The sequence below is a fragment of the Mycobacterium nebraskense genome (assembly GCF_002102255.1).
In the GTDB taxonomy this organism is placed as follows: Bacteria; Actinomycetota; Actinomycetes; order Mycobacteriales; family Mycobacteriaceae; genus Mycobacterium; species Mycobacterium nebraskense.
Genome location: NZ_LQPH01000107.1, coordinates 139,709 through 153,549, shown reverse-complemented (window position 1 = coordinate 153,549; position 13,841 = coordinate 139,709). Strand labels below are relative to the sequence as shown.

15 protein-coding genes and 1 pseudogene are annotated in these 13,841 nt (G+C 68.1%); 5 read left to right on the top strand and 11 right to left on the bottom strand.

All coding sequences use genetic code 11. From position 1 onward, the window contains the following. Nucleotides 1–8: 8 nt before the first annotated feature. Both AWC17_RS12245 and AWC17_RS12240 read right to left on the bottom strand, forming a co-directional pair. Nucleotides 9–329, bottom strand: coding sequence for a DUF202 domain-containing protein (locus AWC17_RS12245; protein WP_046185903.1), 321 nt, complete (start codon nt 327–329; stop codon nt 9–11). Continuing rightward, on the bottom strand, nt 326–682 hold the full coding sequence (locus AWC17_RS12240; protein ID WP_082123151.1) for a YidH family protein: 357 nt from the start codon (nt 680–682) through the stop codon (nt 326–328). The genes AWC17_RS12245 and AWC17_RS12240 overlap by 4 nt, the downstream gene beginning before the upstream one ends. A gap of 35 nt (nt 683–717) precedes the next feature. Here AWC17_RS12240 and AWC17_RS12235 point away from each other — a divergent pair, with 35 nt between their 5' ends. Further along, nucleotides 718–1,428 (top strand): haloacid dehalogenase type II, encoded by a 711-nt coding sequence (locus AWC17_RS12235; protein ID WP_046185905.1) that lies wholly within the window; start codon nt 718–720, stop codon nt 1,426–1,428. Here AWC17_RS12235 and AWC17_RS12230 read toward each other — a convergent pair. The 4 genes from AWC17_RS12230 to AWC17_RS12215 form a co-directional block, all read right to left on the bottom strand. Beyond that, nucleotides 1,425–1,829, bottom strand: coding sequence for a hypothetical protein (locus tag AWC17_RS12230; RefSeq protein WP_372517398.1), 405 nt, complete (start codon nt 1,827–1,829; stop codon nt 1,425–1,427). The genes AWC17_RS12235 and AWC17_RS12230 overlap by 4 nt on opposite strands. 52 nt (nt 1,830–1,881) lie before the next feature. Further along, nucleotides 1,882–2,445 (bottom strand): ester cyclase, encoded by a 564-nt coding sequence (locus tag AWC17_RS12225; RefSeq protein WP_046185907.1) that lies wholly within the window; start codon nt 2,443–2,445, stop codon nt 1,882–1,884. A gap of 91 nt (nt 2,446–2,536) precedes the next feature. Continuing rightward, on the bottom strand, nt 2,537–3,835 hold the full coding sequence (locus tag AWC17_RS12220; RefSeq protein ID WP_046185908.1) for a cytochrome P450: 1,299 nt from the start codon (nt 3,833–3,835) through the stop codon (nt 2,537–2,539). A gap of 27 nt (nt 3,836–3,862) precedes the next feature. After that, a complete protein-coding gene (locus AWC17_RS12215; protein WP_197083483.1) occupies nt 3,863–4,201 on the bottom strand; it encodes an MmpS family transport accessory protein in 339 nt (112 codons plus the stop codon). A gap of 105 nt (nt 4,202–4,306) precedes the next feature. Between AWC17_RS12215 and AWC17_RS12210 the strand changes: the two genes are divergently transcribed. Together AWC17_RS12210 and AWC17_RS12205 are read left to right on the top strand one after the other, a co-directional pair. Further along, on the top strand, nt 4,307–5,392 hold the full coding sequence (locus AWC17_RS12210; protein WP_046185909.1) for an NAD(P)H-dependent amine dehydrogenase family protein: 1,086 nt from the start codon (nt 4,307–4,309) through the stop codon (nt 5,390–5,392). A 106-nt stretch (nt 5,393–5,498) separates the two neighbouring features. After that, complete coding sequence (locus tag AWC17_RS12205; RefSeq protein WP_085164684.1) at nt 5,499–7,238, top strand: Hsp70 family protein; 1,740 nt, start codon at nt 5,499–5,501, stop codon at nt 7,236–7,238. 1 nt (nt 7,239) lies between these two features. Here the strand turns inward: AWC17_RS12205 and AWC17_RS12200 are convergent, their stop codons facing one another. From AWC17_RS12200 to AWC17_RS12190, 3 genes are all read right to left on the bottom strand, one after another. After that, nucleotides 7,240–7,602: a hypothetical protein gene (locus tag AWC17_RS12200; RefSeq protein WP_046187370.1), complete on the bottom strand. Its 363-nt coding sequence runs from the start codon at nt 7,600–7,602 to the stop codon at nt 7,240–7,242. Nucleotides 7,603–7,676: 74 nt separating this feature from the next. After that, a complete protein-coding gene (locus AWC17_RS12195) occupies nt 7,677–8,771 on the bottom strand; it encodes a class I SAM-dependent methyltransferase (RefSeq protein ID WP_085164682.1) in 1,095 nt (364 codons plus the stop codon). Nucleotides 8,772–8,787: 16 nt separating this feature from the next. After that, complete coding sequence (locus tag AWC17_RS12190; protein WP_046186996.1) at nt 8,788–9,744, bottom strand: SDR family oxidoreductase; 957 nt, start codon at nt 9,742–9,744, stop codon at nt 8,788–8,790. 39 nt (nt 9,745–9,783) lie between these two features. On the opposite strand from AWC17_RS12190, the pseudogene lnt reads away from it, so the two are divergent. Continuing rightward, nucleotides 9,784–11,263: pseudogene (gene lnt / locus AWC17_RS12185) on the top strand (apolipoprotein N-acyltransferase); the annotation flags it as partial. Continuing rightward, nucleotides 11,259–11,975: an SHOCT domain-containing protein gene (locus AWC17_RS12180; RefSeq protein WP_046184113.1), complete on the top strand. Its 717-nt coding sequence runs from the start codon at nt 11,259–11,261 to the stop codon at nt 11,973–11,975. The pseudogene lnt and the gene AWC17_RS12180, both read left to right, overlap by 5 nt. Nucleotides 11,976–12,102: 127 nt before the next feature. Here the strand turns inward: AWC17_RS12180 and AWC17_RS12175 are convergent, their stop codons facing one another. Then, nucleotides 12,103–12,726, bottom strand: coding sequence for an MBL fold metallo-hydrolase (locus AWC17_RS12175; RefSeq protein WP_046184112.1), 624 nt, complete (start codon nt 12,724–12,726; stop codon nt 12,103–12,105). Continuing rightward, a complete protein-coding gene (locus AWC17_RS12170) occupies nt 12,726–13,811 on the bottom strand; it encodes an S-(hydroxymethyl)mycothiol dehydrogenase (protein WP_046184111.1) in 1,086 nt (361 codons plus the stop codon). Before AWC17_RS12170 ends, AWC17_RS12175 begins: the two co-directional genes overlap by 1 nt. Between the last annotated feature and the right edge of the window lie 30 nt (nt 13,812–13,841).

Below are 13,841 nucleotides of genomic sequence, written 5' to 3'. Positions count from 1 at the left end.
ACACCCTGCTAGATGAACTGGGCGAGCGTGGTGACGACAATCAGAGCCAGCACCGCGGTCCCGATGAAGTGGACCTGGCGGTGGGGCGTGATCCGCTCCGGTAACGGGCGCTGTCGCAGAGTGCGCTGGCGTTGCAGGGCGATCAGGAAGGTCCCCAGCGCGACGGCGCCGGCCAAAGCGGCGGGGATCAACCCCGTCGGACTGACGGAGCCGTGCAGGTTCCTGATCATCAGCAGGGCGCCGTTGGCCAGGAACGCGAACGACGTCCGCGTCCAGGCCAGCGTCGTCCGATCGGCCTGACTCCCGCGATCCGCCGGCGAGTCGCTCAACCGATGACTGCCTTGGCAATCACCAACGCCAGCGCGATGAGCCCGACCACGGTCAGGCCCACCGCCAGGTAGGTCGGTGAGGGTTGACGGGGTAAGGGGTCGCCGCGTCGCATGGCGCGGTCCGCCTGCTGCCAGCGCAGCAGTCCCATTCCGCTGGTGAGGACTGCCAGCGCCGCGAGCCCCACCCCGAGCACGCGGCGGGCTCCGGGGACCGTCAGCTCCGGTACCAGCTGCACGAGCGCGACCGCCGCGGCGAGCAGCCCCAGCGCGGTGCGCTGCCAGGCCAAGAAAGTCCGCTCATTGGCGAAGGTGAACCGGTAGTCGGGTTCGTGCTCGTCGGCGCGGTCGGCCACCTGGACATCGTAGATACATGCGCGTCCGGGGTTGCATGATTGCGCGTGTGGTTAAGGCTTTGTTGTTCGACGTGCAAGGTACGGCGACGGACTTTCATTCGACCGTTTGCGACGAGGCGCGGCGGATCAGCGCCGGGCGTCACCCGGGTGTCGACTGGCCCGACGTGGTGCGGCGTTGGCGCGCAGGCTACTTCGCGGCGTTGGAGGAGGCGCGGGCCCGCCACAGCGGATGGGTGCCGGTCCACTCCTTGTACCGCCGGGCGCTCGACGCCGTCCTGGACGAGCGCGGTATCGAATTCCCGGCCGCCGAAAGAGACGAGCTGACGCTGGCCTGGCGGCGGCTGAAGCCCTGGCCGGACGTGGTGCCCGGTCTGACGCGCCTGAGAGGCGAGTACACGCTGGCCACCCTGTCGAACGCGGACGTGTCGGCTGTCGTCGAGATTTCCAAGCGCGCGGGCTTGCCCTGGGACGCCGTCTTCGCCGCGGAGATGGCCGGGGTGTTCAAGCCCGACCCGGCGATCTATCGGATGGCCGCGACGTATCTGGGCCTGAGCCCCGACGAGATCATGATGGTGGCCAGCCACAAGTACGACCTGCGCGCCGCGGGTGCTCTGGGTTTCAAGACCGCGTTCGTCGCGCGCCCGCTGGAGTTCGGGGCCGACGGAGAAGCCGACGTGGCGTACTCCGACGAGTTCGACGTCAACGCGTCCGACTTCCTCGACCTCGCAGCGCAACTCGGCTGCTAGCGGCGCGCCGACCCGGACAGGGGTTGGCCGTTGGCGGACTGCAGCAGGCAGATGGCGGTGCTCGGCGTGGGGTCGGCGCCGGTGCGATCCTGATTCGAGTCGATGAGGTAGGTGATCGAAAACGGGCTGCCCTCAACGGGTCGGCCGGTATACGGCGCGAACCCGGCGGCGCAATCCCGATTCGCGACGCCGGCGACCGCGGTGTCGACGGCCATCGGGGCGCGCAGATACACCTCGGCCAAATGCGCCGTCGCGCAATCGACTACGGTGACCGTCACGCGGCTCAGGTCGGACGGGGGCAGGTCGGCCACACACTCGCCGGCCTGCAGGTCGATCCACTTCTCGGCGTGGGCGCCCTGCGGCGATGGGGCCGCGTTGGCCGTCGCGCAGAAACCCAGCATCGCCAGGGCGGTCAGGCCGCACACCGCGTAAAGGGCCCGCATGCAGTGCAGTTTAGGCACTCGGGAATGTCGGTGGCACGGTATTCGTCAGGGCCGGGTCCGGCTTCTCCGACGACATCGACAGGAACCCGCGCGCGCAGCGCGCGGCCAGCAGCCAGTTGGCCGGCTTCTTCATGTCCAGCCCGCCCAGGAGCTGTTTGATCATGGTCAGCGTGTCGAAGTAAATGCGTTCGCACACAAGCGTTTCGGTATCGTCGAACACGAAATAGGCGGTCATGCGGACCCGGAATCGGCTGCCGGTGGGCGGGACCTTGCCCAGGTAACCAAGGTGGGTGCCCATCAGCCAGAACTCGACGATCACCGCGTCGGCGCTGTGCCGCAGCGCGATGATCTCGTGGTCCTGGTCGGGAAACGCGGTCCGCGTGTAGGTGTAGTAGTCGCGCACCGCGACCTCGCCGTCGTGCACCAGCATCTGCGGGATCAGCTCGTAGCGCGGATGCGGGAAGGTCGACAGCACGTCGTCCCAGGCCTGGCGGACCTCGTCGTGGAAGTGGTCGAGTACCAGCTTCTGGCGCGCGGTCAGCACCTCCGCGGGCGGAAACGCGGGAATCGTCATGCTGTGACGATAAACCGCGCGAGCAGACGCAACCTCGCACAACCTAGCGTCGCACGATGCGATTTTGCGTCTGCTCGCGGAAAGGGGGGCGCTACCCCCGAGGCGGGGTCCAGGCGACCGGCAGGGCCTTGATGCCGTGGATGAATTGCGACAGCAGCCGCGCGGGTTCCTCGATCGCGACGATGTCGGGAATCTCGCGGCGCAATTCGTCGAACAAGACCCGGATCTCGCGGCGAGCGAGGTTGGCGCCCAGGCAGAAATGCGCCCCGCCGCCGCCGAAACCGAAGTGCGGGTTGGGGGTGCGCGCCAGGTCGAAAAGCCAGGGATTGGCGAACGTTGACTCGTCGCGGTTGGCCGAGTTGTACCACAGCACGGCCTTGTCGCCCTCCGCCATCTTGGTGCCGCTCAGCTTGAAGTCGCGGGTCAGGGTCCGCCGCATGTAGACCACCGGCGAGGCCCACCGCACGATCTCCTCGACCGCGGTGGGCGCCAGCCGGTCGAAGTTGGACCACCACTTGTCCCGCTCGTCGGGGTAGCGGGACAAAGCCAGCACGCCGTGGCTGATCGCGTTGCGCGTCGTCTCGTTGCCCGCCACCACCAGCAGGATGAAGAAGGACGCAATCTCCGCCGACGTTAGCCGTTCGCCGTCGACCTCGGCTTCGACCAGGCTGGTGGTCAGGTCGTCGTGGTGATTGACGCGGCGGTCTTCGGCGAGCTCGGTGGCGTACGCGCCGATGTCCATCGAGATCTTGAGGAATTCGTCGAAATCGGTCGTCAGGTCGGGGTCGCCGAACCCGAGAATCACGTTGGTCCAGTGGAAGATCCGCTGATGGTCGTCCTCGGGGATCCCCATCATGTCGCAGATGATCTGCAGCGGCAGCGGCCCGGCGAGCTCGGTGACCAGATCGGCTTCCCCGTTGGGGTGATTGGTGATCAGCGACGCGACCAGCCGGCGGGCCCGCTCGCGCACCGAGGCCTCGATGCGCGCCACCACCTTCGGGGTGAACGCCCGGCTGACGATCGAGCGCAGCCGTTGGTGTCGCGGATCGTCGAGCACGATCATCGAGCCGAAGTATTCGGCGATCTCCGGCGCGTTGTCGTTGACCGTGATGTTCGGGGTGCTGCTGAAGATCTCCGGATGACGGCTGGCGAAGTGAACGTCGTCGTGTTTGGTGAGTGACCAATACCCGTCGCCCGCCACGAATCCCTCCATCTCGATCGCGGGCCAGAACGAGATGGGGGCCTCGCGGCGCAGGGTGGCGAAGGCGCCGTCTCGGAAGTCGTCGTCGAGACCCCAGAAGTCCAGCGATTCCAGGTGGATGTGGGAGAGAGGGACCTCGGGCGGCGGCGCCCCGTTCGTCCGTGTCGCGATACCCGTCTTGAGACTCACCGAGGACCTCCTGCGGAGTGTGAACCGTTAGTGCGCACAGACGGTCCTGCCGCCGGCCGATTGCGCATCGGCGACCACGTTGCCGTCGAGCAGGATCCGGCAGCGGATCGGGCCCACCCCCTGCGCGCTGACCACGAACACCTGGCCCCCGAACGAGGTGAATTCCGTCGACCAGGGCAGCGGCGCATTCACCTGGTGCAGCTGGCCGGCGTCGGTCTGGTACGAGATGTACTGCGCGACGCCGGCACCGGTCACCTCGTAGCGTGCCTGGGGCATCTGGGGGATCGCGTGGGCCACGCCGCTGGCGTCGGCAAACCCGATACCAACGGCGAACAGCAGCGCGGGTGCGGCGAGATGCTTCGTCATGCTTTGCATCGTGTCATCACGCGCGGTGCAACGGAAGCTTTCCGCCCAGACGAAGCCGAGCCGCTCTAGTGTGAGTCGCACGGGGGCGGGTACGGGAAGGTGAGTATGTCGGAACACGGCTCAAAACGTGTGGTGGTCTGGGGCACCGGCTTCGTCGGCAAGATGGTGATCGCCGAGATCGTCAAGCATCCGCTGTTCGAGTTGGTGGGCGTCGGCGTCAGCAACCCCGACAAGGTCGGGCGCGACGTCGGCGACATCTGCGGCCTGCCCGAGCCGACGGGCATACTCGCCACCGACGACATCGACACCCTGATCAGGCTGAAGCCCGACGCGCTGGTGCACTATGGCCCCACGGCGATGCACGCCAAGGACAACATCGCGCTGATCACCCGCTTCCTGCGGGCCGGCATCGACGTGTGCTCGACGGCGATGACCCCGTGGGTGTGGCCGACGATGCACCTCAACCCGCCGAACTGGATCGCGCCCATCACCGAAGCCTGCGAGCTGGGGCAGTCGTCCTGCTTCACCACCGGCATCGACCCGGGCTTCGCCAACGACCTGTTCCCGATGACGCTGATGGGCCTGTGTTCGGAGGTGCGCCGGGTGCGCGCCTCCGAACTGCTCGACTACACCAACTACGAAGGCGATTACGAAGTCGAGATGGGCATCGGCCGCGAGCCCGAGTACAGCCCGCTGCTGGAAGACTCCAACATGTTGATCTTCGCGTGGGGCGCCACCGTCCCGATGATCGCCCACGCGGCCGGCATCATGCTCGACGAGATCACCACCACGTGGGACAAGTGGGTGACGCCCACCGAGCGCAACACCGTCAAGGGCGTCATCAAGCCCGGGCACGTCGCCGCTGTGCGGTTCACCATCAACGGAATCTACAAAGGCGACACCAGGATTCAGCTCGAACACGTCAACCGCATCGGCCTCGACGCCGCCCCCGACTGGCCCTCCGGCCACGACAACGACGTCTACCGGGTGGAGATCGAGGGCACGCCGAGCGTCTTCCAGGAAACCGCGTTCCGGTTCACCGACGGTTCGGGGCGCGACGCGGCGACGGCCGGGTGCCTGGCGACCGGGATGCGGGCCCTCAACGCCGTGCCGGCCGTCAACGACCTGCGGCCGGGCTGGGTCACGCCGCTCGACCTGCCGCTGATCGCCGGGGCGGGCAATATTCGCTGACCCTTCGCACAGCGGGCACCTAGGTGCCGCTAAGACGCGGTACAGGTTCCGGCGGCACAATAACGGCTAGCCGGGTTGCGAGTTGCTGAAGTTGGGGTTGGGACAGATGGCCAATGGAGCAGGGACCGCGCTGGGCTTGTCGATCGGGGCTACCAACCTGGCGGCGGTCGCCGCCGGCCAGGCCATCACCCGCAAACCGGTCCTGACGCTCTACCCGGAGCGCGCGCCGGAGGTCGGCATCCCCGCAGAAAACCCGCGGCTCAATCAGCCCGGCCTGGTGCTGACCGGGTTTGTGAATCGGGTCTCCGACCCGCGGGGCATCGTGGCGGCCGACGGCTCGGTGCACCGCAGCGAGGAATTGATTGCCGACGCGATGCGCGCGCTGGCCTATGCGGTCACCAACGGGCGGCCCCTGCCCGAGAGCGTCGCCGTCACCTATCCCGCCCACTGGGCATCCCCGGCGGTCGACGCCGTGGGCACCGCGCTGAGTTCGGTGGCCGAATGGTCCAACCGTGCGCGGCCCCTGCTGCTGATTCCCGACGCCGCGGCGACGCTGCTCGCCGTGCGAACCAACCCGGGCATACCGCGCAGCGGCACCGTGGCGGTGTGCGACTTCGGCGGCAGCGGCACCAACATCACGTTCATGCGCGCCGACGGCGACTACCAGGCACTGGCCCCGACCGTGCGCCTGCACGATTTCTCCGGCGACCTGATCGATCAGGCGCTGCTGAGCGCCGTCATCTCCAACATGCCGAGCACCGCTTCCTTCGACCCGTCTGGCACCGTGGCGATCGGCTCGCTGAGCCGGCTGCGGACCGCCTGCCGAATCGCCAAGGAAGAGCTGTCTTCGAACACGGCGACCACGCTGACGGACGGGCTGACGGGCGAAATCCGCGTCACCCGCGACGAGCTCGACGAGGCGATCCGCACACCGCTGGACAGGTTCGTGGCGGTGCTGGAAAGTGCGTTGGCGCGCAATGGGATCCAAGACTTGGTTGCCGTCGTCTCCGCCGGTGGCGGAGGGAACATCCCGGCGACCACCACCACCCTGTCGCAGTACTTCCGCGTCCCGGTCATCACCACGCCGCGCCCGCAGCTGACGGCGGCCACCGGTGCCGCACTGCGGGCGGCGCACGGGCCGGGCGAGACCTTGACGACGGCGTCGGCTTTGGCGCCCTCCGCGCCCGTCACGGCGACCGCGCAGGCGCCGGTGCGGGCCATTCCGGACATCCGCTCGGCGGAGGAGACCGCGACGGCCCGGGCGGCCCCGGCCGCGGGCGCCATGGCCGTGCGGGCCTGGTCGCAGACCGGCAACCAATCGCGGGTCACCAGCAACGACGCGCAAGGGGAGTCGGCGAGTCCGAAGCGCAAGCGCCGCATGTTTCGGCTGCCGGTGATGGCGGCCATCGTCGGCGCGGCGGCGGCGGTGCTTCTCGTGGGGACTGCCGTCATGATCGGCCTGCACTCGGCGAACAAATCGGCGACGACGCCGGTGACCAGCAGCCCGGTTCCCGCGCCGCCCGCCAACACCGCGACGGCCCAGCCGCCCCCACCCACCGAAGAGGCTCCGCCGCCGTCAACCACGGATACCAACCCACCCGCCAACACCGAGACGCCGTCGACCAGCGTCCCGTCAGCGAAACCGCAGCAGGCGCCGCCCCTCGCGGCCGCGCCTGTACGTCCGGCGATCCCACGGATCCCGGAGGCGCCGCTCATTCCGTCGGTTCCCGGTCTCAACGAACCCATCCCGGGGCTGGACCGGGTCAATCAGATCATTCAAGGGATCGGGGGCGACTTAGGCATTCGCGGCGTCCCCCAATTGCCTCAGCTCGGAACGACCCAATAGGTCAACGCTTTTCGCCCTTGTTCTCCGCGGTCGCGGCCTCTTTGAGTTGCTCGTTGAGGGCCTTGTCCTTCTCGATCTGGTCTTGCAAAGCCTGTTCGTCGCGGGAATCGTCGGCTTTCGTTTGCTCGTCGGAGCCGGCCCCGTCGGGCACTTCGTGCTTGGGATTGCCGTCCTCGTCCAACCATTCGTTGACCGCGGTGCCCGAAACGCTTCCGCCGGTGCCGGGCAGCACGATGGTGGGCTTTTCTTTGTAGGCCTCCATCATCTCGGCGGCCTTCTCTTTGTGCCCTTCGTCCGGCTCCGGCTTTTCCGTCAGCTTCTGATCGGTGTCGTGGTCAGCCGACTTATCGTCCTGCACGCTCATGCTCAAACCCCCTCGCAATCGCAGGTTGCGATCTTCAGAGGGTTACCCGTTGCGGTGTTGTGTCGAAACTCTCATCAGCGGGATCGTTCGCGCTTGACCAGCTCGACCAGTGCCAGCGGAATCCGCATCGGCTCTGGTGCGCTTGACAGCCGCGCCGCGACCGCCCGCTCCAGTTGGTCGACGAATTCCCCGGCCCGGGCGTCGTGGACGCCGCCGTCGAGCCCGCGCACCAGGGCGGGGAACAACGCCGCGCGGGCGAAGGCCGCCCACTGCGCCCCGAAGGCCTCGGCGTCGTGGTCCGCCTGGAATCGGACCCAGAATCGGTCCTCGGCGTTGAACATCTCGAGATGGTCGATCGACAGGCCCTCGAAGCGCCCGCTCGGCGCGAACGGGGCGCGAAAGTCCTTCTCGCCGCGGGCAAATGTGGGGATGGTCATGCGGCGCGCCTCATCCTGGCGCAGCAGGCCGTCGCGGACGTGCTCACGTAGCGCCGCGAGCATCGCGTCGAGCAGCGTCGGGAATCCGGACGTGCCGTCCTCGTCGAGGGCGATCGTCATCACCACCAGCCGACCATCGGGGGCCAGTTCGCGGCCGCGGAACGCCACGAAGTTGAGCCAGTCCAGGCCCGCCTGATGGGCGTATGCCGCGCGCGCCGCGTCGTCGTTGCTGTAGGTGATGTGCACGTGGTCGTGTATTTCGCCGGGCATCGTGCTCAGCCACTGCGTCGCCCACGATGACCAGCCGAGGTTGACCGTCGTGGACGGCACGATCTGGTCGTAGAACGAGCGGCCGATCGACGACGCGAAGGTCGCCGAGTCCAGGTGCAGGTAGCTCTCGGGGTCGTCGGACAAAGTGTGAAACAGCGCCGAGAAGTCGTTGTCCGGTATGTCGGTGTGCGCCACCAGGATTGCGTGGTCGTGACGGGTGCGGCGGCGCAGCACCGCAATCGCCGCCGACATCGGTTTGAGTGAATTGTGCCCGTTGGCGGCGCCATAGTCGGCGATGACGATGGGCTGCGGAGGCTTGGGCAGCGCTACCTGCTCGGCGGCCCGCTCGAACAACGCGATGGCCGGCGCCAACCCGGCGGCCTGCAGCCGCGACGACTGCGTGTAAGCGGGCTCCGGCCGAACGACAATGCTCGATTCGGGCATCCGGGGCTCAGGCCGCATGTCCCAACGATAGTCGTCAGCTCGGCTTCGGGTAGCTGACGCCCGTGAGTTGCTCGGAAAGCTCCCAAAGTCGTTGGCAGTCAGCCTCGTTGCGGGCGGGCTCGGGCACCTTGGCCAGCCGCACCCCGCCGCCGGCCAGCTCTTGGAACCCTCGGGGCCCGTAGAACGCGCCGCCTTGGGCGTGTGGCGCGGCGGCCGCGTACAGCGCCGGGAGGATTCCTTCGTCGATCTCCTGCCACAAAAACGGCGTGAAGCGCCAGGACGCCTTGTACAGCCGCTCCATCAACGCGGGCTTTTCACGGCCGTGCGAGGGTCCGGCGATCTGCAGGTTGGTCTTGGTCAGGCCGGGGTGTGCGGCGTTGGACATGACGCCCCAACCGCCCGCGCGGCTGCGCCGGTCGAGCTCGAGGGCGAACATCAGCACCGCCAACTTGGACTGGCCATACGCCGACATGGCCGCATAGGACTTCTCGAAATTCGGATCGTCGAAATGGATCTTGCCGCTTTGGCGGGCCGCCACGCTGCTCAGCGAGACGACGCGCGCACCCTGGGCGGCGCGCAGCAGCGGCAGCACGTGTCCGGTCAAGGCGAAGTGCCCGAGATGGTTACTGCCGAACTGCAATTCGAAACCGTCGGCCGTGGTGTCGCGCTCCGGCGGCGTCATAACGCCGGCGTTGTTGATCAGGATGTCGATCGGGCGCCCCTCGGCGTTGAGTTGTTCACCCAGCGCAGCGACCGCGGCCAGCGACGACAGGTCCAGCGACTTGATGGTCAGCTTGGCGTCGGGCACCGTCTTGCGGATTTCCTCGATCGCCTCCTCGCCCTTGGCGCGATTGCGAATCGCCATGACGACGTCGGCGCCCGCGGCCGCGAGGCGGCGGGCCAGGCCGAACCCCAGACCGCTGTTGGCGCCGGTGACGATTGCCAGCTTGCCCGACAGGTCAGGCACCGTGGCGACGAGATCGTTGGCCATGTGTATCACTCCTTCGGATCGGGCGGCATTCTGGTCAGCATGCCGCGACGCATTCCCGGTTGGCTAGTGGCGTTGGTCGTCGGTGCGCTCCCCGCACTGGCGTTTCCCGCGCCGTCGTGGTGGTGGCTGGCCTGGTTCGGCCTGGTCCCGTTTCTCTTGGTGGTGCGCGACGCGCCGACGCCGTGGGCCGCATCCGTGCGGGCCTGCTGCGGCGTCGGCGGGTTCGTGCTGACCACCCAGTACTGGCTGCTGGCCTACATCGGCCCGTTGCTGGTGGTGCTGGCCGCCGGCTTCGCTGCACTGTGGCTGCCGTGGGGGTGGTTGGCGCACCGATTGTTGTCGGCGCACGCCGGGATCGGGCGAACAGCGGCCGCCGTGGTGGTATTGCCCAGCGCGTGGGTGGCCGCCGAAGTGGTGCGGTCCTGGCCGGCGCTGGGCGGCTCGTGGGCGTCGCTGGGTGCGTCGCAATCCAGCCAGCCCGTCACGCTGGCCTCGGCGTCGCTGGGCGGGGTGTGGCTGACGAGTTTCCTTCTGGTTGCGGCCAATACCGCTCTGGTCGGCGTGATCGTGCACCGGGGGGTGGGCGCGCTGGTCGTTTTCGTGGTGTGCGCGGCGGTGGGCCCCGCCTGGTATCTGATGGGCCCGGCCCCGACCGACGGCCCGACGGTGCGCGTGGCACTGGTCCAGCCCGGCGATATTGCCGACTCCGCCGCCCGCCAAGCGGCCAGCGAGGCGCTGACCGCCACGCTCGACGGCCGGCGGCCGGACCTGGTGGTGTGGGGCGAAAGCAGCGTGGGGCAGGACCTCGACAACCACCCCGAGGTGCTGGCCCGGCTCGCCGAGCTGTCTCGGCGGGTGGGCGCCGACCTGCTCGTCAACGTCGACGCGCGCGCAGCGGGTGGGGGCATCTCCAAGTCGGCCGTGCTCATCGGACCGCGCGGATCGGTGGGCAGCTACCGCAAGACCCGGTTGGTGCCGTTCGGCGAATACGTCCCGCTGCGACCGCTTTTCGGCTGGATCACCCGCCACAGCAAGGCCGCCGCCGAGGACCGCCAGCCGGGAACGGGGCCGGTGGTGCTGCACGCGGGCACCCTTTCCATCGGCCCGTTGGTCAGCTACGAGACCATCTTCTCCGACCTGGCGCGGCGGGAGGCGCGGCTCGGCGCCGACCTACTGGTGTATCAGAGTTCCACCTCGTCGTTCCAGGGCAGTTGGGCGCAGCCGCAGCTGGCCGCCCAGGCCGCGGTGCGCGCCGTCGAGGCGGGCCGGCCAGCGGTGCATGCCGGATTGTCCGGCGACAGCGCGGCTTTCGATTCACGCGGGCGCCGGCTGGCATGGTGCCCGTCGGACTTCCGCGGTGCGGTCGTGGTCGACGTGCCGCTGGCATCGGTTGACACGCCGTACCAACGGCTCGGGGACTGGGTGCCGATGGCGGCGTTCGCCATCCTGGGCGGGTTTGGTGGGTTTGCTCTTTTGCTGTGGCACCGCACGGCTCGCGGTGCCAGACTGCCTGGATGAGCAGCAGACGGCTCGCCAAGATTTCGCTGGCCGCTGCCATCGCGATGATGGTCGTATCGGTGGGCGGCTTCGTCGCCGCCCTGGTGCTCAACGCGTTCTTTCTGGACAAATACAACGCCTACGGCGAGGTGCCGGTCCCCGGCTCGGGCAGCCTCTACCTGCCCGCCGGTGATGTCACCGTCAGCCTGCACACCGTCGTCATCAGCGGCCCGGATCGCGGACTGCCGGTGCCGCCGCTGGGGGTCACGATCGCGCCGCCAGAAGGCGTCGCGCAGCCCGTGGTGACCGAAAGCATCGGGACCACGACGACGGTGAACAACGACGCGCACGTGCGGGTGTGGGTGGCTCGTATTGCCTCGAGCGGCACTTACAACATCATTACCGACGGGCAGGTCAACGGATATATCGATCCGCGACTGGCCTTCGGGCACAAGAGTTCCGCGGGCTTCTGGGTGTGGCTGTTCGTCGCCACCTTCGTGGTGGGGCTCGTCGGTTCGGTGCTGTCGGGCTGGTGGCTGGGGCGCACCCGCCGCAGGGCGGTGGTGGCGGCGAATCCCTACTACCAGGCGCCCGTCGTTTCTGCGGCGCACGAACCGAGCGACGAGGGTGTCCGCCTGGAGCGGCTCAAAACACTTGGTGCGCTACGCGATTCCGGAGCGCTGACTCAGCGGGAGTTCGAGGACGAAAAGCGCCGGGTCCTCGAGGGGCATTAGCGCCCGTTTTGGACCAATTGACGACTTTCGAATCCGATATCACCGGTGATATCGGATTCAGCGGTCGCATGGTGGTCGGCAAACCGGTACTCATGTGACCGATGTGACTCGGCAAGGCACTCGAACCTCAGTGTCCGCGGGCCACCCACTCCTCGTAGTGCACGATCTCGTCGCCGATGGTGGTGCTGTCGCCATGGCCGGTGTGCACCACCGTCTCGCCGGGCAGCTTGCCCAGCCGCTCGGAGATGGACTGCAGGATCGTCGGGAAATCCGAATACGAGCGTCCGGTCGCGCCCGGGCCGCCGGAGAACAGGGTGTCGCCGCTGAACACGACGCCCAGGTCATGGGAGTACCAACACACCGATCCGGGGGAGTGGCCCGGGGTGTGCAGTGCCCGCAGCTCCGTCCCTCCCACGCTCAGCGTCTCGCCGTCGGAAATGGAGCGAAAGTCACTGTCGGGGTGGGTCATTCGCCATAGCACCTCGTCGGCCGGATGCAGCAGCACCGGCGCGTCGAGCGTCTTGCCGAGTTCCGGCGCGACGGTCACGTGGTCGTTGTGACCGTGCGTGCACACCACCGCCACTACATGGCGGCCACCCACGGCCTCGACGATCGGGGCCGCGTCGTGGGCGGCGTCGAACACCACGACATTGGAGTTGTCGCCGATCAGCCAGATGTTGTTGTCGACTTCCCAACTGCCGCCGTCGAGTTCGAAGGTGCCGTGGGTCACCACCCGATCGATGGTCACCATCAGAGCACCACCACCGAACGCAACACCTTGCCCCCGTGCATCTTATGAAAAGCCTCCTCGACATCGTTTAACCCGATGCGCTCGGAAACAAACTGCTCCAGGGGCAGCCGGCCCTGCAGGTACAGGTCGATCAAAGTGGGGAAGTCACGTTCGGGCAGGCAATCGCCGTACCACGACGACTTCAGCGCCCCGCCGTGGCTGAAGAAGTCGATCAGCGGCATGTCGAGCTTCATGTCGGGCGTTGGAACCCCCACCAGCACAACGGTTCCCGCGAGGTCGCGGGCATAGAAGGCCTGCTTCCAGGTTTCGGGCCGGCCGACGGCGTCGATCGCCACGTTGACCCCGAACCCGTCGGTGAGGTCCTGGATCGCCTCGACGACATCGGCCTGGCGGGCGTTGATGGTGTGGGTGGCGCCGAACTTGCGGGCCCAGTCCAGTTTGGTGTCGTCGGTGTCCACCGCGATGATCCGCCTGGCCCCGACCAGCGCGGCACCGGCGATCGCGGCATCGCCGACGCCGCCACAGCCGATCACCGCGACCGTGTCGTCGCGGGTGACGCCGCCGGTGTTGATCGCCGCGCCGATGCCGGCCATCAGCCCGCAGCCGAGCAGGCCCGCGACGGCCGGGTCGGCGGCGGGATCGACCTTGGTGCACTGACCGGCGTGCACCAGCGTCTTGTCGGCGAACGCCCCGATGCCCAGCGCGGGCGTCAGTTCCGTGCCGTCGGTCAGCGTCATCTTTTGCGCCGCGTTGAAGGTGTCGAAACATAGGTGCGGGCGGCCGCGCTTGCAGGCCCGGCACTGGCCGCAGACGGCCCGCCAGTTCAGGATCACGAAGTCGCCCGGCTCGACCACGGTCACGCCGGGGCCGACCGCCTCGACCCGCCCGGCTGCCTCGTGGCCGAGCAGGAAGGGGTATTCGTCGTTGATGCCGCCCTCCCGGTAGGTCAGGTCGGTGTGGCACACCCCGCAGGCGATGACGTCGATCAGGGCCTCGCCGGGCCCGGGGTCCGGGACGACGATGTCGACGAGTTCGACGGGTTCGCCCTTCTTTCGTGAAATCACGCCGCGCACTGTCTGACTCATGGCCACCAACCTACTGGCGACCGCCATACA

Coding starts and splice junctions, on each gene's coding strand:
- AWC17_RS12235 (WP_046185905.1), top strand. CDS start 718: ATGATTGCGCGTGTGGTTAAGGCTTTGTTGTTCGACGTGCAAGGTACG.
- AWC17_RS12230 (WP_372517398.1), bottom strand. CDS start 1,829: ATGCTGGGTTTCTGCGCGACGGCCAACGCGGCCCCATCGCCGCAGGGC.
- AWC17_RS12225 (WP_046185907.1), bottom strand. CDS start 2,445: ATGACGATTCCCGCGTTTCCGCCCGCGGAGGTGCTGACCGCGCGCCAG.
- AWC17_RS12215 (WP_197083483.1), bottom strand. CDS start 4,201: ATGACGAAGCATCTCGCCGCACCCGCGCTGCTGTTCGCCGTTGGTATC.
- AWC17_RS12210 (WP_046185909.1), top strand. CDS start 4,307: ATGTCGGAACACGGCTCAAAACGTGTGGTGGTCTGGGGCACCGGCTTC.
- AWC17_RS12205 (WP_085164684.1), top strand. CDS start 5,499: ATGGCCAATGGAGCAGGGACCGCGCTGGGCTTGTCGATCGGGGCTACC.
- AWC17_RS12200 (WP_046187370.1), bottom strand. CDS start 7,602: ATGAGCGTGCAGGACGATAAGTCGGCTGACCACGACACCGATCAGAAG.
- AWC17_RS12195 (WP_085164682.1), bottom strand. CDS start 8,771: ATGCGGCCTGAGCCCCGGATGCCCGAATCGAGCATTGTCGTTCGGCCG.
- AWC17_RS12190 (WP_046186996.1), bottom strand. CDS start 9,744: ATGGCCAACGATCTCGTCGCCACGGTGCCTGACCTGTCGGGCAAGCTG.
- AWC17_RS12180 (WP_046184113.1), top strand. CDS start 11,259: ATGAGCAGCAGACGGCTCGCCAAGATTTCGCTGGCCGCTGCCATCGCG.
- AWC17_RS12175 (WP_046184112.1), bottom strand. CDS start 12,726: ATGGTGACCATCGATCGGGTGGTGACCCACGGCACCTTCGAACTCGAC.
- AWC17_RS12170 (WP_046184111.1), bottom strand. CDS start 13,811: ATGAGTCAGACAGTGCGCGGCGTGATTTCACGAAAGAAGGGCGAACCC.